Below are 21,020 nucleotides of genomic sequence, written 5' to 3'. Positions count from 1 at the left end.
TTTTAGCTTCGATTACGTTCTGCATAAAAAGCCCAATTTTATGCAAAACACCCTGCTCATCCTTGTAACAATCACCTGTTTTTCAAGCAGTGTGCTGGATTTAAAAAAGCCACAAGTCGCCGTATCCACCAGAGAATCCAACTACCTATATCAGGGTGTGGATAACCCGGTCACCATTGTTGCCCGGCAAAATCAAGCAGTTCAGGCCAATCAAATTACGGCTGAGATGGACACTTTTGACAGCAATGAGGTTTTTTATGTCCAGGTTCATGGCAAAAACGGAGAATTTTTGATTAAACCTAAACAAGTCGGACAATTGACTTTAAAGGTAAAAACCAGGGATGGGGTTTGGGAGAAAAAATTCCATGTGCGCCCAATTGAGCCAGTAGCAATGTTTGGTGGCCAAAAAAAGAACGGAACCATGAGTCCTCGCTTGTTCAGGGCCCAAGGAGGGGTAATTCCCGTGCTCGAGTGTTGTGGTTTCGATGCTCGTTGTGACATTGTTGAATATTCCATCATCAAAATCAGTAAGGATGGAGTCGTTCATAGAGCCAGAAATATCGGTGGAAAATTCAACGACTCCATTCGCCCCCTGATCGATAGCGCCCAACCAGGCGATATTTATTGGTTTCGAAAAATCCTGTGTCGTTGCCCTGGCAATACGCAAGCAAACGAATCAACCGATATAGCCATTGACATTGAGTAAAATAGCGTCAAATACCCCCCTATCTATTTCCAAACATTATTTCAGTTTATTTGCTTTTCAACAAATATTAATTCATCTATTTACTATTTTTTTACAATTAAATCTTTTTTTCGCGCCCCATTTTTTTCGCTTTCTTTTGTCCTTTTTTTTTGGCAATTTTGTCCATCAGTCAATTTCATCACGTCCTTTTATTACTCGCCAAAGATTAGATTGCTATTCCAGTACCGACCAAATTCGGCAGGAAATTTTATTGCATCAAAATACACACTTGTCATGAATAACTCGAATCTGAGCCGACGCAGTTGGTTGCGTTCCTCCCTTGTCATTGCTTCTGGAGCTGCGGTAACCCCTGCGGCATTGGGTCGTAGCACCTTTTCGATGGATCAGGCCAGCACCTGGGCCGAGCAAAGCCGTCTCAAAGAAATTGACTTCAAACTACCTTTGATCATGCCACCCAGCGTTGCGCGTTTGAATGCCAACGAAAACCCCTTTGGGCCTTCGCCTAAAGCCCGTTTGGCCGTCATCGAAACGGCCATCAATGGCAACCGCTACGCGCACGGTGAAGCTGCCAAGCTGCGGAAAATGATCGCCGAAAGAGAAGGGGTCAGTGAAGATTACATCATGATGGGCCCCGGCTCGACTGATTTGTTGGAAAAAGTGGCCATTACCCATTTCCTTGAAGGAGGAAACATCGTTTCAGCCGATCCAGCCTACATGTCGCTGATCAATACAGCCAAAGCGTTTAAAGCGACCTGGAAAAATGTGCCACTGAAAAAAGACTGGTCGCACGATTGTGCAGCCATGGAAAAGGCCATCGACGCCAACACCAAGCTGGTGTATGTTTGCAACCCCAACAACCCAACGGGTTCACTCACCGATGCTGCTGAACTGCGGGCTTTTTGCACCAGAGCGGCTGATAAAGCGCCCATTTTTGTTGATGAAGCATACATTGACTACCTAGAGAATCCAATGGCCTCCAGCATGGTGGATTTGGTGGCAAAAGGCAAAAACGTGATTGTAGCACGTACCTTCAGCAAAATTCACGGGATGGCTGGCTTGCGGATTGGCTATATCGTAGCATTGCCCAAAACGCTGGCAAAAATCGAAAACATGGTTCGGGGCAACATGGGCATGTGCATCACCTCCGTAAATGGTGCCATTGCCAGCATGGAAGACAAGGAGTTTCAGGAGCGTTCCCGGAAACTGACGGCGGAAGGTCGCGAATACATTTGTGCCGAGCTCAAAAAAGCGGGTTTCAGCTATGTGCCTTCGCATACCAGTTTTGTGTTGTTCCCCATCGTGATGAACGGCAAGGATTTCCTGAAAAAAATGTACGATTCCGGCGTAGCTGTGCGCTCATTTGAGGTAGACGCGAAAACGTATTGCCGCGTGAGTGTCGGTTTGCCAGATGAACTCAAGTTGTTTACCGATAGTTTGAAAAAAGTGCTAGCATAAGTAATTGGCCACATTAAATGATTGGTTTAATGTGGTCAACTACCTGGTATTTTTGGTTGTCCTTTTAACTAAAGCACATGAACATCGCATTGCAAAAGGCCATCGCGCTTTTGGCGCTGATCGCCATTGGTCTACTTTTGAAACCCAAAATCAAAAGTAAAGAACAAGCAGATGGCCTTAAGATCATCATCCTGAGTCTGGCCTTACCCGCTACCATTTTTATTGCCCTGCTCAAAACAGAAGTAAACATAGAGTTGATCAGCTTACCCATCTTGGCCTTGGTATTCAATTTATTGTTGTTTGGATTGTGTTATTTTTTGCTGCCCTACATGGGGATTGAAAAGGGTACGCCAGACTTTCGCACCTTATTGATGATGATTCCTTCATTGGCGCCGGGTTTATCCTGTTTCCCCATATTGGCGGAATACCAGGGTGATCAGGCAGTGGCCTGGGCGGCGCTGGGTGATTTGGGCAACAAGGTCTTTGTACTAATTTTGTTGTACTTGTTGGCGATGCGCTGGTACTACCGCTTTTTTCCCAGTGAAAATGTATCCACCTCTGCCAAAGTTAAAGACCTATTGCTGACCCTGGTCCGGGAACCTGTCAATTTGGTACTGGTTTTGGCCTTATTCTTCCTCAGCATGGGCTGGCATCTGGATAATTTACCGGCGTTTGTACAAGATGTGGTGCTCAAGATTGGAGCCATCATGACACCTTTGGTACTGCTGTACATCGGCATCTCAGTTAAACCCCGTTGGGCGGAGTTGCGCATGATCGGTGGCTTGTTGCTGCTGCGGGCAGGATTGACTTTACTGATCAGTGGCATCTTTTTGAGCATTGCACCAACGATGAGTCCAGCTGCCGCAATTTTGGCAGTGGTGTTTCCACAAAGTGCGGTGAGTTTTTGGCCTTTTGCGCACATTGCCGCTGTTCATGGGCTTGAAGCAGAAAAAATAGGTAGAGACGTTGCATGCAACGTCTCTACTAATCGGATTTTTAACCCCGGCCTCGCCTTGAATTTTATCGCTTTGTCTTTACCGTTTTCTACTTTGTTTATTCTGTTGATCTGTACCATTGGGGTGCCCGCTACGCAACCAATTTCACTTGGTTTTGCGGGCATTCTGATGGTTGCGCTCGCGCTGTTACCGCCTGTGTTGCGGCGGATCCGGCTGCCGAAAATGGAAAAAGTGGTTGTGGTGATGGTAGAAAATTTAGTAGAGACGTTGCATGCAACGTCTCTACCTCGTGCAACGGCTCTACCTTTTCAAAATCAAACATTTAGGCCTTTCCGGCAAAAAAATCAAAAAAAATCTACCGCAAAATTTGTTTTTCCCCAGCTCGTTGTATTATCTTTGCGCACGCTGAAACGAAAATGAGTAAATCAAATACTTTCAGCGCAACGCACCACACACCCACACTATCACACTCACACCTTCACACCCCATTTCGCGGATGTAGCTCAGCTGGTAGAGCGCAACCTTGCCAAGGTTGAGGTCGCGGGTTCGAATCTCGTCATCCGCTCTAAAAGGAAGTTGAAAACACAGGTTTTCGGCTTCCTTTTTTTGTTTTGTGCATTTCAGAACGAATTCAACAAGAACTATGTTGGGGTAGCCAGCTCGAATCCCAGCAACTGATCACCTCAAACCACTAGCCTTATCATGCCTACACCCCACTTCCTCAACGTTGACCTCGACATCCACGCCCACGCTGATCTCCAGCCGCTTATCGCGCACTGGAAACAACTCATTCCGCTAGTTACACCTGAGGATGCTGGCGACAATTTTGTGCGTTTTGAACTCGATGAGGCCTACCCTACTGCGTCCGAAACAATTCGGCATTTTTGCGCCGCAGTAGAAAGTCTGCCCCCTGATTTACTCCAGTTTTGGCATCAATGTCCAAAACGCATCCTAGACATTGGGTACGAAAGTGGTACAGAACGCCCGATATTGCAAGACGCTTTACCCACGGAATTGCTGCTCAAAGTTTCGCAATATTTTACCAGCCTCGAAGTTTCCATATACCCCAGCGAGCAATAAACACAAGCAACTTTTAATCTTTTCTTTTTTTCTTTAACCACTTTTCAAAGTACAAATTGGCGATATTCTTCCGCTTCATTGAATCGATGATCTCTACTGTGTGCCAAGTGCCTTGTTTCAACTCTGCTTTGTACCATATAAATTCATCATCGCTGTTGAATTCGGGTTTATCATCTGTGTTGCGAATGGTTTTGATGATCAATTGGTCGGTTTCGGGGATAACCTCATAAGAAGCAAAGTCTTCTTTTGCTGGGGAAAGCTGATGCAGATTAGCGCCATCCAAGTCAGAGATAAAAAGATGTTCCGCATCCAGTTCATTTAATTTGCCATCCCGGTTGTAATCCCTGGTTGTGATTTGGTAAATGATGCTACGGGCCAGGATTGGCCCCGTTTCTTCCAGATTGGCATCAAAATTGGAGATGCTCCATTTTTTATCAGTCAATAAGCGAGTGCCCCCTGTTTCGGTGTTATAGAATAAGATGTTCCAATACCGTGGTTCCTCTATGTCATAAGAATAGCTATCTCTAACGCTGTATTTTCGTGCTTCAAGTAAATCAGTAGAAATAGGAATAAGCACCTGTTTGCTGTTTTTGAGAAAAACCGGATTTTCATACGTAAAATTGTACTCCAGCAAAATCGAGTCGATTTTTTCAGGGGTCAAATTTTCATCATCAATCTCTACTACGGGTGGCTCGGCTTGCTTGCAAAAGCACAGGGTCAGTAGTATTGCGAGAGCAATCAATTTGTTCATATGATTATTTTGGATTTAGCAGATGAATTTAGTTTATTTTACTACCCTACTACTTGCTTTTTTGCCACAAAGGCTCAAAGGCACTGAGCAAAATTGCGGATAAATGCCCCTTTGTGCCTTTGTGGCAAAATAAAATATCCAGATGCCGCAGTTTACTTTAGAACGGTAATAGCGCCCGTAAACATCTTCTCCACCCCATCAATGAACTCCACCACGGCTTTATACACCACCACCTCATTCCCCATGGATTTGCCCCGAAAAGTCCCATCCCAACGAGGGCTATCGGTACTTGAGTCCGCATCAAAAGCAAAAGCAACTTCGCCCCAGCGGGTGAAAATTTCCAATGATTTCACGCGTAGGGTACTGGTTCCCGGAAAAATTTCAAAAAAGTCATTCTGCCGATCCCCATTGGGGCTAATGGCATTTGGTATGTACACCTTGTAATTCTTTTGGACCAAAATCCGTAGAGAGGTTTTAGCCAAACAGCCATTTTCATCAACAGCTTCCAGGTTAACTGTCCCATTGGCCGTTATCCTGGGAATGTTAAGTTCCGGACATGCGGCACATAAGTCAGGGTAGGTGCCATTCCAGCGATAAGTCGCGATCGGCGCACTGCCATCCGGCCGCAAAAACAGTGCCGCACCCAAATCAACCGTAGTGTCTTTGGGCAAACTCACCTGGAACAATTCCGGGGCAGGCAATTCAATCATCCGGGCAATTTTGCACCCACTTTGGTCAGCCGCAAGCAGCATATAGGTCCCGGGAGGTAAGTTTTGAAAAACCGAATCGCGGCCCATTGGGCGATTGCCCAACTGGTATTGGTATTCCGGGCTTCCCCCCATGGCACGTACCGTGATCAGGCCGGTTCTATCTCCAAAACACTTACTGGGGATAGCGGTAGTGCTGATTTCCATTTTTTGCACCTCCACGCTGTCCCGGCGTTGGCAACCTTGCGCGTCGGTTACAACAACTTTGAAACGTCCAGCCTGATTCATTTGAATGATGCGGCTGGTATCACCGGTGCTCCAACGCACATTGTAGGGGGCAGTCCCGCCCTGGATGTTGATTTGGGCCTTACCCGCTTGCAATTCGCCACAAGGCTGGGCCAGAGTCAAGGCCGATGCCTGGAAAGCAGGAGCCGAGGGCAGGTCAAAACTGCGCTCGAAGGTGCAGCCCAAACTGGGATCGGTGACGGTGACAAAATAATTTCCACCAGCCAATTGGGTGATGCTGGCCGCCGAGTCGCCAGTACTCCAGGCATATTGCAAAGCGTTGGGCCCCTGCAGGCTGATGCGCCCACTGGGGGTACCATCACATTTGGGAGGATCGAGTTGGGCTGTTACCCGCGGCTCGGGGAAAGTAAGGGATTGCACCGAATCCTGGAATACGCAGGAGCGGTCCCGGGCTTCGAGGTAATAGGTGCCCGACTGGCTGAGTTGGACTTGTTTTTCGTTGGAAACAATGGGGCCGTTTTTGCCCAGTCGCCATACGAAAGTTTCAAAATTGTCATCGATAGGGGTGACAATTTGGGGTTTGTTGCCACAAAATTTCACCGTGTCCTGAGCCAACAAGTCTCGGGTGAAACGTTCCGGGATTTCGAACTCAAAAGTAAACTGACAGTCTTCGGCCAAACTGTTGAATGGCTTTACTGTCAAAAAAACCTTAGTTCCAGCCTGAGGTTTCGTCAGGGTGATGCTGCGGGTCGTTTGACCAGTGCTCCAACGGTAGGCTGAAAATCCTTCCGGGGCGGTAAGGGTAATCGTTGTGTCCAGGCCTGGGCAAAAGTAAGAAGGGTTAATTTTGGCACTCAGGCACTCGGCGTCCAGGTAAGCATAACCATAATGTAAACCTTCAGTGCAGTCATTCACGGTAAAACGCAGCGTTATCACCTGTCCGATGTAGTCCCGGAGGTCAATGGCCGCCGCTGTCCAGTTGCGGATGCGCAGTTGGTTTTGGTTTTTAAATCCTGGGATGTTTTCTGCTGCGGCCACTTCGTACAAACCACAAGGGGTGCGCACATTGCGCTGGTTGAGTACTTCCACCGTAAAACGGGGCTGCTGTTTGGGTTTGTGATCGGGGTCCTCCATGATCACGGCAAACTTGTACAAAAAGAGGGAATTCTCCTGCGTTACCCGAAAAGAAGTGATCAGGCGTTCAAATTCTTTACCATTGCGGGAATTGCCCAAACGGGCCGCGTAGTTGCCAATTGAAACCATTGGCAGGGATTCAATTCTGACCAGAAAGTCGTTGCCCATATCCCTGCGTACAATGGTATGTCGTTGGGGAATTAAACCAACTTTTACGTCCTCTTCTTTGGGTCGGGACCCAAAGGTGGGATCTTTGACAAAGCCATATTCCCCTCGCCAACCTTCAAATGTGCCTTTTTCGAAGCCGAGGTTGGAGCAGTCATTGAGGGGGATTTGTTGGGCAAACAATGGAGTACTGGATAGTAGGCTCCAAAATACCAAACAATACACAACGGCCTTACCGTGATTGGTAGTGTAGCATTTAAATCTCATAGTAAGCTTTGGCTTTTAGGTTCAATTTCAGGCCGTCGTGAGACCAAAAATAGGAAATTTTGAGAAAAAGAATACTTTCTAGCCCTTTAACATCAGTTTAACGCTAGTTAAAGTTTCCAGGCATAGGGTTAAAGTAAGTTATAGCTATAGGGGGGAGCAGATAGATTGTTTATCATTGAAATGTGTTTGGGGACTAAACACAAGTTCAAATTCTAAATGATCCAAAAGAAATGCTCATGAAATCTACATTCAAGCTCTTTACTTATGCTGCTTTTATCATCCTGGCCAGTTCCTGTACCGATGAATACCGCTTGGAACGAAAGGAGGATCGCCTCTATGGGGCCTGGATTTTTGAAAGTGCTTCTTTCAAAGAAAATGGAGACCTCTTCCGTGAAAATCGCGATGCTGAATTTGTAGGCGACATCATCGAATTTTACCGCGATTACAGTGCCTCTTACGACGATCGCCTGGATCGCATCGTTTATCCTGGTTATTGGGAGCTGGTCCTTGACCGAGCCAATTACGATGACGAAAATGATGTCGAATTTTTCCTCGACATGGACTTCTTTGATCGGGGGCGCCCGGCCATGACTTACCTCTGCGGGGTGAATAACCTGAGTTGGGAGCGGCTCAATTTGCGGGCCAATGTACGTGGTGGCGTGTATTATTTTAGACTACGGAGATTGTAGAAACGCACGGCCGTGCGTCTTCATCATGCTGCGGCACCACATCTAGCAAAAGAGACGCACGACCGTGCGTCTCTACCGTGCCCATGTAAAATGGTAGACCTTGTAACTCCCAAGCCCATTTTTTCGTATATATGCCCTAAATTTTATCCTAAAACCGAAGGTAATGGCAACAAACTCCTCCGAGAACAAACTGGGCATTCTGAACATCGTCGTCATTTTTCTTTCCATTTACATCCTGGGGGCACTCATCATCGATACCGCCTATGAATTGCCTCCAGAGACCTCTACCCTACTCCAGTATTTCGACAATGCCATTTGCGCGGTCTTTTTTATTGAATTTTGGGTGCGTTTTGCCAAAGCAGAAAACAAGCTGAAATTCATGCGCTGGGGTTGGATTGACCTTATCGCCAGTATCCCGACCATTGATGCCTTGCGAGCGGGGCGTTTGTTGCGGCTGATCCGCTTACTGCGGGTAGTCAGGGCCTTCCGATCGATTCACCACCTGTTCCATTATGTGTTTAAGAACAAAGCCAAAGGTGCGTTGACCTCTGCTTCATTGACCGCCATTCTGCTGGTTATTTTTTCCGCTATCGCTATTTTGCAAGTTGAAACTGATCCAAACAGCAACATCAAAACTGCTGAAGATGCCATTTGGTGGGCTTATGTAACCATTACTACGGTTGGGTATGGGGACAAATTTCCAGTCACTACCGAAGGGCGCATCATTGCGGCTATTTTGATGACTGCAGGGGTAGGTCTGTTCGGGACCTTTACGGCTTACGTGGCGTCGTGGTTTGTGGTGGAGAACAAGGTGCCCCAGGAGGACACAGTGCCTAATCCGGAGGAGGAGCATTAACAAAGTGAAAATCATCTCTACTTCTTTCAAAAACAACTAAAGCGACATTTATAATCACAAAGGACACTAAGAAAAGCATAGAGGGCTCAAAGCTATGACGTTGACAAGGTTTTCTGCTCAAAATGAGGTTCTATAGGCATCAAATCTCGAGCATATTGCTTTGTCAAAGTCGCACCTTCGTGCCCTCTGTGCTTTCCTTAGTGTCCTTTGTGCTAATTACGCCGCTTTATGTTATTTTTTTGCGTCAGACGTCATTCCGACTTCAACGACTTTGCCGGGTTAACGAGCGCCGCCTTAATCGACTCATAACTCGACGTAAGTAGTGCTACCCCCAAAGTGATCAACACCGCAAAAACCAAGGTTCCAAATCCAATTGGAATCCGGTAAGTATAATCCTGCAACCAGGCATTCATCAAATACCAGCCCAGTGGTGCAGCCACCAGGAAAGCAAGGCCGACCAGAATGGCTATTTCTTTGCCAAAAAGCCCCAGAATTTGAGCCAAATTGGCCCCCAGTACCTTGCGCACTCCAATTTCTTTGGTCTTTTGTACGGCCATGAATTTGACCAAACCATACAAGCCCAAACAGCCGATAAAAATGGCAATGAGGGAAAAAATCTGCACCAAACGTAGCATGGTACGGACAAATTCGTAATTGCGGGCAATACTTTCATCCAAAAAAGATTGCTCGTACAGGTGGTCGGGGAAATAACTATTCCAGAGTTTTTCCACCTCTTTCATGGTCTTTTGCAGGTTGTTGCTACTGAGCCGCAAGCCACAATTGTAGTGGATGTCTTTAAAGGTAAAAACGGCAATCGGTGCAATCTCCTGTTCGAAGGACGCATTGTTCCAATTTTTCAAAACCCCATAAATTGGCGCATCAATTCCCCAAATCTGGAGTTTTTTACCAATGATGTCTTCTGGATTTTTCACCCCCAAACGTTCGACCACTTTTTCATTGACCAAATATCCTTGTACCGTGTCACTAGGTGGAATATTTTTTCCGGCGACCAAGGTCAAGCCATACGTATCGATGTAATGATGATCGGCATTTTTGGTATTCATCTGCCAGATTTCGTCCTTTTGGCGCGTATCAAAGCGGAAGTTGGTGGTATTGTTGGAATTAGTGGTGGGAGAAAACAAGAAGAATGAGGCGTCTTTTACTCCGGGGATACTTAACAAACGTTCCCTAAAGGTTGTTTGATTGATTTTTTCCGGGGTTGGAATGGTGATCTCGGCAATTCCGTTGGTTTCGTAGCCAATGGGTTGGTTCATCATAAAATCGACCTGACCATTGATGACCAAGGTACAAATCACCAACAATTGAATGAGCACAAATTGTAGCACAATCAAACTGCGGCGGATGTTCAAGCCCCCTGCTTGTTGTTGATTAAGGCCTCCCTTGAGAGCGACTACCGGGCGGAAACCCGCCAAAATTAATCCAGGATAAGACCCCGCCAAAAATACAACCGTTACAAACATTGCAATGATAAACACCCAAAGCATGGTATCATTCCAATTTACGTGGCTAGGCCAGCCGCCGCCAAGGTTCAACCACTTGTTTAGGGAAGGTAGAGCCAATGTGGCCATAACAAAACCCAACACCAAAGCTACTGCAGTGATTACACCGGTTTCAGCAATAAATTGGAAAAAGACCTGCCCTCTTTGGCCGCCCACTGCCTTGCGAATCCCCACTTCCTTGGCCCTTCGCACGGCTTGAGCAGTAGCCATGTTGATGAAATTGAAACAGGCTGTAGCGATGAGGAAAATACCAATTGTCCCCATGATGTAAATCCACTTGTAGGGCACAGGCCCATAGTAGCGCTCGGAATGATGCATTTCCCGAAACTTGTTGACGAGGTGAGCATAGGACTTGTAATCCTTCCCGTGGTATTTTTTATTGATGGCATCAATTTCCTTTTGAAAACGTGCAGCGGTCACTTCGGCTGGCAACAATGCGAAACAGTAGGTATTGGAATTGACCCCACTCCAGGTGTCCAATGGTGGGCCGCCGTAGGTGAAATCTTTGTTGTTCTCCAGGGTAGCAAAGGAGACAAAAAATTCATATGGCAAGTCTGTGTTGTCGGGTGGATCATTTACTATCCCGGTCACTTCCAGGTTGAGTTGATTTTCCAGTTTGATGATGCGGCCAATCGGGTCTTCATCCCCGAAATATTTCTCGGCCATCCTTTTGCTAATGACCAAAGTGTTCGGCTTGGCCAGGGAATTAGCCGAACCAACCTGCCATTGGTAGTCAAAAACCTTGAAGTAGGATGGGGCCACGTAAGCCAGTTTTGGGCCAGGACCTTCCTTGAATTTTTTGACTGGTCGCCCATCGGCGTCAATCAAAGCCATGAGTTTTTCATATCCTTCAATACAGATCGAGGCCGCAGTAGCCGAAGTTTCGTCCCGCACCGCTTTCCAGGTTGGTGGAGGCACACCCCGCGAATAACTGGTGCCATCAAAATGAAACTCGGTAGTGACTTGGTACACCCGATCGATGTCCTTGTGAAATGCATCGTGGGTAGTGTGAAAACGGATGAACCAAAACACCAGAAGTCCACAGCCGATGCCCAGGCTCAATCCCACTACATTGAGTAAGGCGTAAACACGATTGCGCCGAAGGTTGCGCCAGGTGATTTTCAAATAGTTTTGCAACATAGGATAGGATTGTTCTTGCTTATAGATGCAGAAAAGCTAAAAAAGTGCCATTTTTTAACAATATTGATTTACAGGCATTTGAGAAACGAACAACCGGAAACGGTGTCCGCATTCGAACATAATTTTGTTCAAATGCGGACACTGTTGTAACAAAAATCAATCAATTAGGGCTTGGTTTTGTCATAAAATCGCCACTGGGTTTTGAAATCTTTTTTCAGATTTTGGTTGGTCAAAATGGCCCGAAGCATTTCCACAGGCAGGGCATTTTCCTGCAAAATGGCGTCGTGGTATTGTTTGATCGTCATCTTTTTGCTGTCGACCAGTTCTTTTTTGAGGGCATAAAATTGCAGGCCGCCCACCATGTACGCCAATTGATAAAGCGGGCCGTAATTGCCTGTAAAGGAGCGGCGCACCTCTCCTTCCGCGTTGGCCCGTTCGTGCCCTACCCGATCCACCAAAAAGTTGATGCATTGCTGCGGCGTCCATTCACCCAGGTGGTATTTCAGGGAAAAAATGATGCGGGCGCAGCGGTGCATCCGCCAAAACAACATGCCGATGCGATCTTCTGGGGAACGGGGAAATTTCATATCCCAGAGCAGAAACTCCCAATACAGAGCGTTACCTTCATGCCAAAATGGAGTGCCAAACTTGCGGTAGGTTTTGTTGCGGTTGTTCATAAAACCCTGTAAGTGGTGCCCGGCAATCAATTCATGGTGTACCGTAGCCCGCGAAAAATGGGGGTTATTGCCGCGCATGCTCATCATTTTTTCATCGTAGCTCATGGTTGGCGTTGGGTAAGAAATGATCAAGGATTCTCCGCCAAGGAAAAAAGGGCTGACCAGTTGGCGTTCAGCCGACATCATGTTGACCCGCCAAGTTTCTTCAGCAATAGGAGGAATGGTCACCAAGTCGTATTTTTTCAAAAAAGCTACGGATTGGTCGTACAGCTCCAACATCGCTTCAGGCTGCTGACCTGGAGCAACATAGCTATTTTTAACTTTCTCTTGCGCCGCTTTCCAATCGTTTCCAAAGCCCATTTCCTGGCTGGCCTTGAGTAGCTCCGCATCGCACCAGGCGAACTCCTTATTGGCAATGTCTATCAATTCATCCGGGGTGTAGGGGATAAATTCAAGCTTGAGCTGGCGGATTAATTCCTCCCTCCCGATTGGTTTACCCACGATGCCACTGCCGTCGTCTTTTTGGGTGCTGGTGCTTTTGCCTTTGCCAGCGAGGCCCTTGGCGTAAGTTTCAAGTTCGGCATCCAGGCTTGTGTAGGTTTTGGGTACCCACCAGGAAAACAAAGGATCATAGGCATTATAGAAGTTGTAGTAACTCTTGAGGATGGCCTGCATACCTTTTACGGCCTCTGAGGCCAGATTGGCGAGGTTTTGGTCAAATGGTTCTACCGCTTTGAGTTTGCCATTGGCTTGTTTGACCTCGTTTAGGATGTCGTTCATGGCTTTGGCCACCTCTTGCCCGTTTACGCTTTGCCCCCGGTTGCGGGACTTGATGAGGGTATACACCCGATCAGAGAAGGGCAAATGATGGACAATTTGGTCGTAGTTCTTTTGCTCGGCCTGCAACTGGTATTGCTCATCTTCCAGGTTGCGCTTGAACAACAAATAATCGACCTTGCCATTGATGTTCATTTTGTCAAAATCGATCGCTTCCAATTGTTTGAGGTTAGCCGCGATCAGGCTAAGCAAACGTTGACGCCGCTCGGGCGAGTTGTAGCTGGAGCCTTGGCCGCGAAACTCCATGGGGTTGCTAGTCGCATAAAAACGCATGATGCTGCCTTTGTCGGCGTCATATTGTACCATTTGGTTGGCCATCTCGCTGGTTTGCAGGTAGAGCGGGTTGGTATTTTGTGCCTGTGCCCAAAGACTAGTCAGAAATAAAAGAAGGCAAAAAGTAAATGTTTTTTGCATGGTTGTTTATTTGGTAGAAAATGGATAGTAGATTATTCTAAGCGATACAAGGTCCCATCATACGCAATCCAGGCCTCTGCCCCGCTTGCACTCAGGTAATCGTTTTGTGCACAAAGTACATAAAGCGGTTTGCGCGAGCGGTTGGTAGTTGCAAAACGAGCCTTTTTGCCTCCAATCAGTAATTCGTACTGCATGGCTGAACGCGACTTGTAATTGGGGTAGTCCAATTGGGTGCCCATCGAGACTTCTTTGGTGCTTTCCAAAACGATGCTTCCATCCTCCACGCGGAAAAGGCCGGTTTCAGCGTTGTAATTCCAGCCAGGGTTAGAGGGAGGCTCAATTTGTCCGTATTTTCGCGTAAACTGATCAATCTCCAGAGCATCCAAAATAGCCCAAATGCTTCTTTTTTGCTTCGCCTCCTCTACCAGCAGAACCAAAGCTCTGGTACCCGGCAAACTGAGCACTCTGGTTGAAACACTCTTTTTAAGGGCCTTTTCCCGGGCGGGCAGGTACAACTCCAATTGCTCCTCCGGGAATAATTCCACTAGGTTCTTGGTGGAAGGAAAATCATGTTGTACATAACAAGGAATCTCTTCCGTAATTCTCATGCTCCCGGCATCGTACAAACGAACTTTGTCCTCCAGATAAAACACCAGATTTTGGTGTTCCAGCCATAAGCAAGCCGAGCTACTATGCCTTAACCCGGGCAATTCCTGGCGTTGCAACACCTGCCCATTGGCATCAAGGTGCAGCAACAAATAATCAGTGCGAAAACGATCCTCCAGTTTGTGCTGGCCGCTGATCACAACTTTGGTGTGTGCAACAACAAACACTTCCTTCCGCACAGGAGAAACAAAAAAGGTTTGCACCGTGTAACCGCTGTCCAGGGGTATTTCCATGACTTGCAGGGCAGAATTATCGGTATTTGGAAACCAGGGAAGGTCCTGCTCCGGCTTTTTGGAATTACGGTTATTGCAACCAAAAAGCGCGGAAATAAGCCAGAGTAATAATAGGGCGAAGTGTTTCAAGGTGATGTTTTTTTGGCAAAAAGTAGATTATTCAAAAGTAAATTATTTCTTTTAAATCCCCTCTAATTGTACCAATAAAACCAGCGCGAAATGATACGTATCCTATTGCTATTCTCTCTGCTGCTCCCCCAGTTTATTTTTACCCAAAGCACACCAAAGTTGCGCCATCAAGGTGCAGAATTTGAGCTAGGCTCTTTTGTTCTCAATGGGAAAACGTTTTTCAGTAAAGACGCCGTTTTTCAACGCAAAGTCCAGGATACCACTTATTATCAGGTGGGCAAGCTCAACCTGGCATTTTGGCCTGAAAAAGCACTGGGTGAATACTCGAAATACGCCCTGCGTTTTGAAAACAACAACACTGGAGATACCCTCACTTTGGAGAATGTAGTCCCTTTTGGGGTAAGTGAAGAGCGCACTTACCTAACAGGCCTGGGCAAACACGGTCTTTCCCGCACTCACCTTTTTCGCCCGGGCCTAAAACCCGTTAACGTAATCGTACCCGACAACGCCTGGCACCTGGGCTATGCGGATGCCAAAACTGCCAATGGGGAAAACTACTGTGCCCTCGCCCGCCGGGTGGCCTGGAATCAAAAAATCCAGCGCCGTCGTTTTGAAAGCATCTTATTGCCGGGAGGAAGTACCACTTACCAGTATTGGGTCATGCCTTACCAGGGGGGGTGGCAAGAGGGCTTGCGGCGCATGTTCCAGGAGCATTACTTGTTTGATTTGGAGGGAAAACAATTTGACGAAACCCTCTACCAACGCTCCGACCTGCAATGGATCCGCAAAACCTACGCCATGCACCTGATCATGGCCTGGGACAAAGACTTTTATGATCCTCAAAGCCAAAAATACCGCTACGACGACTTTTTGAAAAAAGCCAAAACGCTCTACGGAGGCGATGAGGTAGTAGGCATTTGGCCCAATTGGCCGATGTTGGGGCTGGATCAACGCAACCAATGGGACATGTACCGCGCCTTGCCGGGCGGGCTAAAAGCCTTAAAGCAATTGGCGGAAATGGGGCGCAAAAAATATCAAACCAAATTTTTCATTAGCTACAACCCCTGGGATGAAAGCACCCGTTGGGTAGATCACCACACGGGGATGGCCGAAATGATCGAAGCCATCAGTGCTGATGGAGTGGTACTGGATACCGAAGGCAAATCCACCCCCGAACGCCAGGCTGCTGCCGACAAAGTTCGCCCCGGAGTCATCATGTACAGCGAAGGTATGGCTGTACCCCGTGATATGCCCGGCATCGTGTCGGGCCGGGTGCACAATGCCTTGTACTACCCTCCCCTGCTTAATTTGAACAAGTTCATTCGCCCAGATTTTGCCATTTTGCGGGTGGCCGAAATCTACCTTGAGCCAATTCGACGAGAGTATGCCCTTTCGATGTTCAATGGCTACGGAACAGAGGTCAACCAATTTCGCCCCGGCCATCCGAATTGGGTAGAAGAGGATTATCGTTTTTGGGGCCGAACCCTAAGGATATTGCGGGAGAATGCCGCCGTTTTTTCCCAAAAACAATACGTGCCGCTTTGGCCCAGTCAACGCGACAGCATCTACATCAATCAATGGCCGGGAACAGAAAAAACGCTGTTCACCCTGTTTAGTTTGCAAGCAGCAGGTTATCGGGGAACTTTGTTTGAAACACCTGTAAAAGCAGGGTTTCACCTCATCGATCTTTGGAACCACGAGGAGTTAAAACCAAGTGAAAAAAATGGAAGCTGGGAAGTCTCAGTTGATCTGGAAGCCTTCTCCCAAAAATGGCAGGGTACGAACAATGAAGGAGCGGTAGGGGCAATTGCCGTATTACCAAATATTTTGGAAGTAGAACGCAAAGGTGATGTATTGAGTTTCTCGGCGGCGCGCGGGCAAGAAATCCGCATCTGGTCAGGGCATCCGGCTTACGATCAAACGCCCAAAATCTTTGGCATTAGTGCCCAACAAATTGCTTTACACAAGGTATTTGAACGGCCCGAAGGCAAGTTCGTCATTCAACTTTTTGACCATGGGGAGTTGTTGGATGAAAAGGTGATTGTGGTGGAAACCGGTTTGGCCCGCTTGATTAGCCAAAAAGCTACTTTTTTTCCCAACAAAACCATTCCAACGGGTATGGTGCAAATCCCAGGGGGTAGTTTTCGGATGAAGGTAAAATATGGCGACGATTTCATTCCAAATCCACGGGAATACCCCAAAGAGGAGTTGAACATTCCTGCTTTTTTGATGGACAAACACCCCGTGACCAATGCTCAATTTGCCCAGTTTTTGTTACAATCCAAATACCGACCCAAAGATACCACCAATTTTCTACGCCATTGGCAAGGTGGCAAAATTCCCAAAGGGCAGGAACAGTTTCCGGTCATCTACGTGAGTTATGAAGACGCTCAGGCCTATGCCCGTTGGGCGGGTAAACGCCTGCCTACCGAAATTGAATGGCAATATGCAGCCCAAACTTCCGATTTGCGGGAATGGCCCTGGAGCAAGGATGCTCAAGTAAAAAGGGAACAACAGGTGATTACCGAAACCCTCACTGTATCCAAATTGCAAGTTGACTCTACCTTGTGCAATACGGGTAATGGCAAATTGTATCCGGTGGGCTCCTATCCCAAAGGGGCTAACCCCTATGGACTAGAAGACCTAGTGGGCTGCGTGTGGCAAATGACCAATGACGTGTACAGCAATGGCACCAACCAATACCTGATCCTCAAAGGGGGGAGCTATTATTTACCCGCCAGCAGTTGGTGGTACGTGGAAGGGGGACCACGGGAATTGAATTACACCCAAAAATTGATGCGGATTGCACCGGGTTTTGAGCGGAACGGGACCACGGGATTTCGCTGTGCACGCTGATTGGTTACAACCCTTTTTGAGTAGTTTTTCAGCGGATATTCAGGTGATGAAGAAAGTCAAACAAGCCATTCTTCATCACCTGAATATCCTTAACGCATCACTCCTCTTCCTCCCTTGCACGAATAAATGCTCCTCTCCGCGGCGCGGGCATCACCGAATGCTCTCCTTTTACCGCTTTCCAGACAATTTCACTGAACAACATATCCGGCACCTGGTCCATTTTATCCAGCGGCAAATTGCGCGAAAGCTGGGAGAGTTTGCCCCGGCTGGGGTTAATACGGTTCAGGGAGATACGATATGGGGCAGCAGTATACGCTTGTAGATTCGGCTTTTTGGCAAAACATGCATACATCGGAGTGGCTGCGGCATCATATTGGCTCATTGGTTTGAGCCCCAGGATCAGCTCAATGGTACGTACCATCCCTGCAGTGGAGTACATCGTACGTTCGTAATGCTTGCGCTTGGTGTAAGGACTAACAACCAGTGCCACGGAGCGGTGAGCATCCACATGGTCGGGGCCATTTTGGGCATCATCTTCAATCACAAAAACAGCGGATTCCTTCCAAATTGGGCTGTGGGAGATGTGTTCAATGATTTTGCCCAAAGCCCAATCGTTGTCGGCTACCATCGCAGCAGGTGTACGGGCGCCAGGGGCAGCACCAGAAGTATGATCTCCCCCCAAACCAATAATACTGAGCCTTGGTACTGCATTTTGGCTGAGCAAAGAATCAAAATCCGTTTTCCAACGCTCATAACGCAGGGAATCTTTGGTATTCAAATCCCAGCCTGGGTATTTTCGGCAGGTGTAGGGCCGCAACGAGGGCGGAATGACTGGATTGAAGCCGTAGCCCATCTCGCCGTAATTGCGAAAACTGACCTTGTTGCGCAAACAATGATCCCAGATAAAGCCCATTTTGGGTACTGCGGTGGGGTTTTGTCCCTCGTAATCGTAACTTCCACCTTTACCACCGTAATTGGTTGGCCAGGTTTTTTCCAGGTAATCGTTGGCGTAGGCCCCCACCGACCAACTGTGCCCATCAGCGCTTACTTCGGCATTGACATAAAAGTTGTCGAGCAACACAAATTCCTGAGCCAATTTGTGGGCATTAGGGGTGATGCTGTCGGGAAACAAACAGAGGGAAGGGTCACCATTGGCCTGTTTGAGGTCGCCAAAAACCTGATCATAAGTCCGATTTTCCCGAATGATGTAAAACACGTACCGGATGGGCGAAGGTTCTCCTACTACTCTTGGAATGGGGTTTCCCGCTTCACCCGCGGCTTTTTGCTCGATGGCCTTGGTGTAAGGGGTATTTTGATACACCCAACGGGAGTATTGCTTCAAAAGCGCCTCATTAGGCCGGTCAAGGATGGACAAAGAGCCCTTGAACAATCCGCCGATGTATTCTCCACCTCCATGGCCTTCCCCATCTGGCTGGGGGCCATTAGGATTGGCCAGGGAACCGATGCTGCCTTTGCCATTGGCCACATAAATTGTATTGCCTTTGACCCGTACCGAAGTGGGATACCAGCCAGTGGGAATAAAGCCCTCAACTTCGGTTTCGCCAGCTTTTCCGATGTCAAAAACCACCAGGCAGTTGTTGTCGGCATTGGCAACGAGGAGGGTTTCTCCGTCCTCAGAAAGGGCAAGCGAGTTGGGTGCACTACCAGTTGGCGCATCCGGGTACAAGGCGGCAACCAAAGTTTCAGTCACTTGCCGTTTTGGCAAATCGATTACTTCAACCGTGTTGTCGTCAGCACAGGCTACAAACAAACGCCTGCCGTCCTTGCTTTGTACCATTTCCGTTGGATGTAAGCCAGTGGCGATTTGGGTACTGATTTTTTGCTGGGCAAGGTTGTAAACGGCAATGGATTTGCCACCCCAGAGCGAGATGTAGAGCTCCTGTTTGTTCTGCGACAACAAGCAGGCATAGGGTTGTGCCCCGAGCTCTATCTTTTGGCTCAGTTTTTTTTGCTGCACATCCAGGATGTAAAGCATTTTGGAATCTTTGCCCAGTGCATACAAGGTCTGATTGGCTTCATCAAGGCAAAGCCCTGCTGTCCAAATGGCGGCCTTGGGCCATGGCAAGCCAAGGGAAATCGAATCTTTGAGCTGCAATCTGTCCTTGACGATCTGGTATTGCCTCACATTGTTGTCATTCCCCCCTGAAGCGTACAATACATCCCCTTTGGCATTAAGCGCCAAACCATACCAGGCCTTGGGTACTTCCAGCGTATGCAGTACCGTATCTTTTTCCAGGTCAAGCCATTGCAAGGAGTGCCCACTTTGGCCATTGTTGCTCACGACCGCGCGACGGCCATCGGAACTGAGTAACACTTGTAGTGGGAGATCACCCAATACCAATTGTTTCCCAATGGGGCTAATACTCCAGCCATCAGGTAGTTCGATGCGGCGGGGAGGCAATTGGGAATTAAATCCGGCTTTTGGTTTCTGGCAAGCCAAAAAAGGAAGCAGCAAGATCGAGCAAATCAAGAGGTTGCGCAACATAAAGCGATGTTTTGTTGAAAATACAAATGGCCCAATGGATTGTCCAAAAATAAAGGTGAAGTTTCTGTAAAATTTAGGTTATTTGTCAAAAGCGTACATGGGTACATTGGTGTTGATTACCGTGTTTTGGATGATTCGTTGGATGAGCATTTCGATTGATATCCCAGCATGTTTGCAAATAGCCGGCATCAAGGAAAGGTCAGGATCTAGATTAGGCATCGCATTGACATCTAGGACGTAGATTTGATTTTGAGCGTCTACTCTAAAATCGGTCCGGCTCATTCCCCTCAGTTTCATGCGTTGATGAATATTCAGCGCAGCAGCCTGTAATTCATCAACCAGTCCTGGCAGCAAATCGGGTGAAAAGCAGCGTGCGGTGGCTCCGAAACTTTTTCCAGCGGTATAAACCTCTTGTTTTTTTATGGGGTAAATTTCGACTGGGGGCAATGCTTCAAAGTCAGATCCGTCAAAGCTTGGAATTATTGCCACTGAAAACTCACGACCTGAAATATAGGGCTGTAAAATAAAATCCCCTTCCAATTCTTGCCAATGCTGAAGGAACCAGTTTCCTGATTCAATTTGAATGTCGCGATGACAACTACCTAGGCGAGGTTTGCGCAAATACAGTTGCTCTGCTTGGATTTGGTCAGGCGCATGAATGAGTTTAGGCGTACCGATAGACAAGTCGATACAAATTTTTTCCAAGCCTGCTTTGTCTTGTGCCATCAACATGGCGCTGGTGGGTGAAGCGGTGTGAAGGATCCCGTTTTGGGTTAACCAATCGGCTACTTCAACTTGTCCAGCATTTTGGTAACCATAACAGAGGTTAAAGACCAGATCAAATTTTTTCAATGCCAGCGCAAATGCCGGGGTAAAATCAACAAAATGCACAATTGAAGGGCTAAATTCAATGGGGGTGTGGTCGACTAGAAATTGTAAAGTTTTGTAACTTACGTTTTCTTTCCATGGGGTAAGGGCAGATTCTGTGTACAGGTAAGCAATTGTCATGAGCAATGATTATTTGTGGATT

Annotated in this window: 14 protein-coding genes and 1 tRNA gene; 8 read left to right on the top strand and 7 right to left on the bottom strand. The window is 47.4% G+C overall.

Going from position 1 to position 21,020, the window contains the following annotated elements; translation table 11 throughout:
• The first annotated feature begins 40 nt into the window (after positions 1-40).
• The 5 genes from SFV55_RS15965 (at position 41) to SFV55_RS15945 (ending at position 4,197) form a co-directional block, all read left to right on the top strand.
• Complete coding sequence (locus SFV55_RS15965; RefSeq protein ID WP_320030524.1) at positions 41-706, top strand: GldM family protein; 666 nt, start codon at positions 41-43, stop codon at positions 704-706.
• A 273-nt stretch (positions 707-979) separates the two neighbouring features.
• Positions 980-2,161: a histidinol-phosphate transaminase gene (locus SFV55_RS15960; RefSeq protein WP_320030523.1), complete on the top strand. Its 1,182-nt coding sequence runs from the start codon at positions 980-982 to the stop codon at positions 2,159-2,161.
• 77 nt (positions 2,162-2,238) lie between these two features.
• On the top strand, positions 2,239-3,537 hold the full coding sequence (locus SFV55_RS15955) for a permease (RefSeq protein WP_320030522.1): 1,299 nt from the start codon (positions 2,239-2,241) through the stop codon (positions 3,535-3,537).
• A 72-nt stretch (positions 3,538-3,609) separates the two neighbouring features.
• A tRNA-Gly gene (locus SFV55_RS15950) sits at positions 3,610-3,682 on the top strand.
• Positions 3,683-3,819: 137 nt separating this feature from the next.
• A complete protein-coding gene (locus SFV55_RS15945) occupies positions 3,820-4,197 on the top strand; it encodes a hypothetical protein (RefSeq protein ID WP_320030521.1) in 378 nt (125 codons plus the stop codon).
• A gap of 13 nt (positions 4,198-4,210) precedes the next feature.
• Here SFV55_RS15945 and SFV55_RS15940 read toward each other — a convergent pair whose 3' ends face one another.
• Together SFV55_RS15940 and SFV55_RS15935 are read right to left on the bottom strand one after the other, a co-directional pair.
• Positions 4,211-4,948 (bottom strand): hypothetical protein, encoded by a 738-nt coding sequence (locus tag SFV55_RS15940; RefSeq protein WP_320030520.1) that lies wholly within the window; start codon positions 4,946-4,948, stop codon positions 4,211-4,213.
• Positions 4,949-5,100: 152 nt separating this feature from the next.
• On the bottom strand, positions 5,101-7,467 hold the full coding sequence (locus tag SFV55_RS15935) for a gliding motility-associated C-terminal domain-containing protein (protein ID WP_320030519.1): 2,367 nt from the start codon (positions 7,465-7,467) through the stop codon (positions 5,101-5,103).
• 236 nt (positions 7,468-7,703) lie between these two features.
• On the opposite strand from SFV55_RS15935, the gene SFV55_RS15930 reads away from it, so the two are divergent.
• Positions 7,704-8,156: a hypothetical protein gene (locus SFV55_RS15930; RefSeq protein ID WP_320030518.1), complete on the top strand. Its 453-nt coding sequence runs from the start codon at positions 7,704-7,706 to the stop codon at positions 8,154-8,156.
• Positions 8,157-8,319: 163 nt separating this feature from the next.
• Positions 8,320-9,012, top strand: coding sequence for a potassium channel family protein (locus SFV55_RS15925; protein WP_320030517.1), 693 nt, complete (start codon positions 8,320-8,322; stop codon positions 9,010-9,012).
• Between the two features lie 251 nt (positions 9,013-9,263).
• Here SFV55_RS15925 and SFV55_RS15920 read toward each other — a convergent pair whose 3' ends face one another.
• The 3 genes from SFV55_RS15920 to SFV55_RS15910 all read right to left on the bottom strand — a co-directional run bounded on the left by SFV55_RS15920 (position 9,264) and on the right by SFV55_RS15910 (position 14,628).
• Positions 9,264-11,672, bottom strand: coding sequence for an FtsX-like permease family protein (locus SFV55_RS15920; protein ID WP_320030516.1), 2,409 nt, complete (start codon positions 11,670-11,672; stop codon positions 9,264-9,266).
• A gap of 164 nt (positions 11,673-11,836) precedes the next feature.
• Entirely contained in the window at positions 11,837-13,600 is a 1,764-nt protein-coding gene (locus SFV55_RS15915; RefSeq protein WP_320030515.1) for a DUF885 family protein, read from the bottom strand.
• A gap of 32 nt (positions 13,601-13,632) precedes the next feature.
• Entirely contained in the window at positions 13,633-14,628 is a 996-nt protein-coding gene (locus tag SFV55_RS15910; RefSeq protein ID WP_320030514.1) for a hypothetical protein, read from the bottom strand.
• A 90-nt stretch (positions 14,629-14,718) separates the two neighbouring features.
• On the opposite strand from SFV55_RS15910, the gene SFV55_RS15905 reads away from it, so the two are divergent.
• The gene (locus SFV55_RS15905; RefSeq protein ID WP_320030513.1) at positions 14,719-17,484 is read left to right on the top strand and encodes a formylglycine-generating enzyme family protein; all 2,766 of its coding nucleotides are present in this window, start codon (positions 14,719-14,721) and stop codon (positions 17,482-17,484) included.
• Between the two features lie 97 nt (positions 17,485-17,581).
• Here SFV55_RS15905 and SFV55_RS15900 read toward each other — a convergent pair whose 3' ends face one another.
• Both SFV55_RS15900 and SFV55_RS15895 read right to left on the bottom strand, forming a co-directional pair.
• Positions 17,582-19,990 (bottom strand): alkaline phosphatase family protein, encoded by a 2,409-nt coding sequence (locus tag SFV55_RS15900; RefSeq protein WP_320030512.1) that lies wholly within the window; start codon positions 19,988-19,990, stop codon positions 17,582-17,584.
• Between the two features lie 78 nt (positions 19,991-20,068).
• Positions 20,069-20,998, bottom strand: a complete 930-nt coding sequence (locus SFV55_RS15895; protein WP_320030511.1) for a hypothetical protein — start codon at positions 20,996-20,998, stop codon at positions 20,069-20,071.
• Positions 20,999-21,020: the final 22 nt, after the last annotated feature.

The sequence above is a fragment of the Haliscomenobacter sp. genome (assembly GCF_033763495.1).
GTDB lineage: Bacteria > Bacteroidota > Bacteroidia > Chitinophagales > Saprospiraceae > Haliscomenobacter.
Note: the sequence above shows the minus strand (reverse complement) of the source record. Positions and strands in the feature narration are given on the sequence as shown.

Coding starts and splice junctions, on each gene's coding strand:
- SFV55_RS15920 (WP_320030516.1), bottom strand. CDS start 11,672: ATGTTGCAAAACTATTTGAAAATCACCTGGCGCAACCTTCGGCGCAAT.
- SFV55_RS15935 (WP_320030519.1), bottom strand. CDS start 7,467: ATGAGATTTAAATGCTACACTACCAATCACGGTAAGGCCGTTGTGTAT.
- SFV55_RS15955 (WP_320030522.1), top strand. CDS start 2,239: ATGAACATCGCATTGCAAAAGGCCATCGCGCTTTTGGCGCTGATCGCC.
- SFV55_RS15905 (WP_320030513.1), top strand. CDS start 14,719: ATGATACGTATCCTATTGCTATTCTCTCTGCTGCTCCCCCAGTTTATT.
- SFV55_RS15925 (WP_320030517.1), top strand. CDS start 8,320: ATGGCAACAAACTCCTCCGAGAACAAACTGGGCATTCTGAACATCGTC.
- SFV55_RS15900 (WP_320030512.1), bottom strand. CDS start 19,990: ATGTTGCGCAACCTCTTGATTTGCTCGATCTTGCTGCTTCCTTTTTTG.
- SFV55_RS15915 (WP_320030515.1), bottom strand. CDS start 13,600: ATGCAAAAAACATTTACTTTTTGCCTTCTTTTATTTCTGACTAGTCTT.
- SFV55_RS15960 (WP_320030523.1), top strand. CDS start 980: ATGAATAACTCGAATCTGAGCCGACGCAGTTGGTTGCGTTCCTCCCTT.
- SFV55_RS15945 (WP_320030521.1), top strand. CDS start 3,820: ATGCCTACACCCCACTTCCTCAACGTTGACCTCGACATCCACGCCCAC.
- SFV55_RS15965 (WP_320030524.1), top strand. CDS start 41: ATGCAAAACACCCTGCTCATCCTTGTAACAATCACCTGTTTTTCAAGC.
- SFV55_RS15940 (WP_320030520.1), bottom strand. CDS start 4,948: ATGAACAAATTGATTGCTCTCGCAATACTACTGACCCTGTGCTTTTGC.
- SFV55_RS15895 (WP_320030511.1), bottom strand. CDS start 20,998: ATGACAATTGCTTACCTGTACACAGAATCTGCCCTTACCCCATGGAAA.
- SFV55_RS15930 (WP_320030518.1), top strand. CDS start 7,704: ATGAAATCTACATTCAAGCTCTTTACTTATGCTGCTTTTATCATCCTG.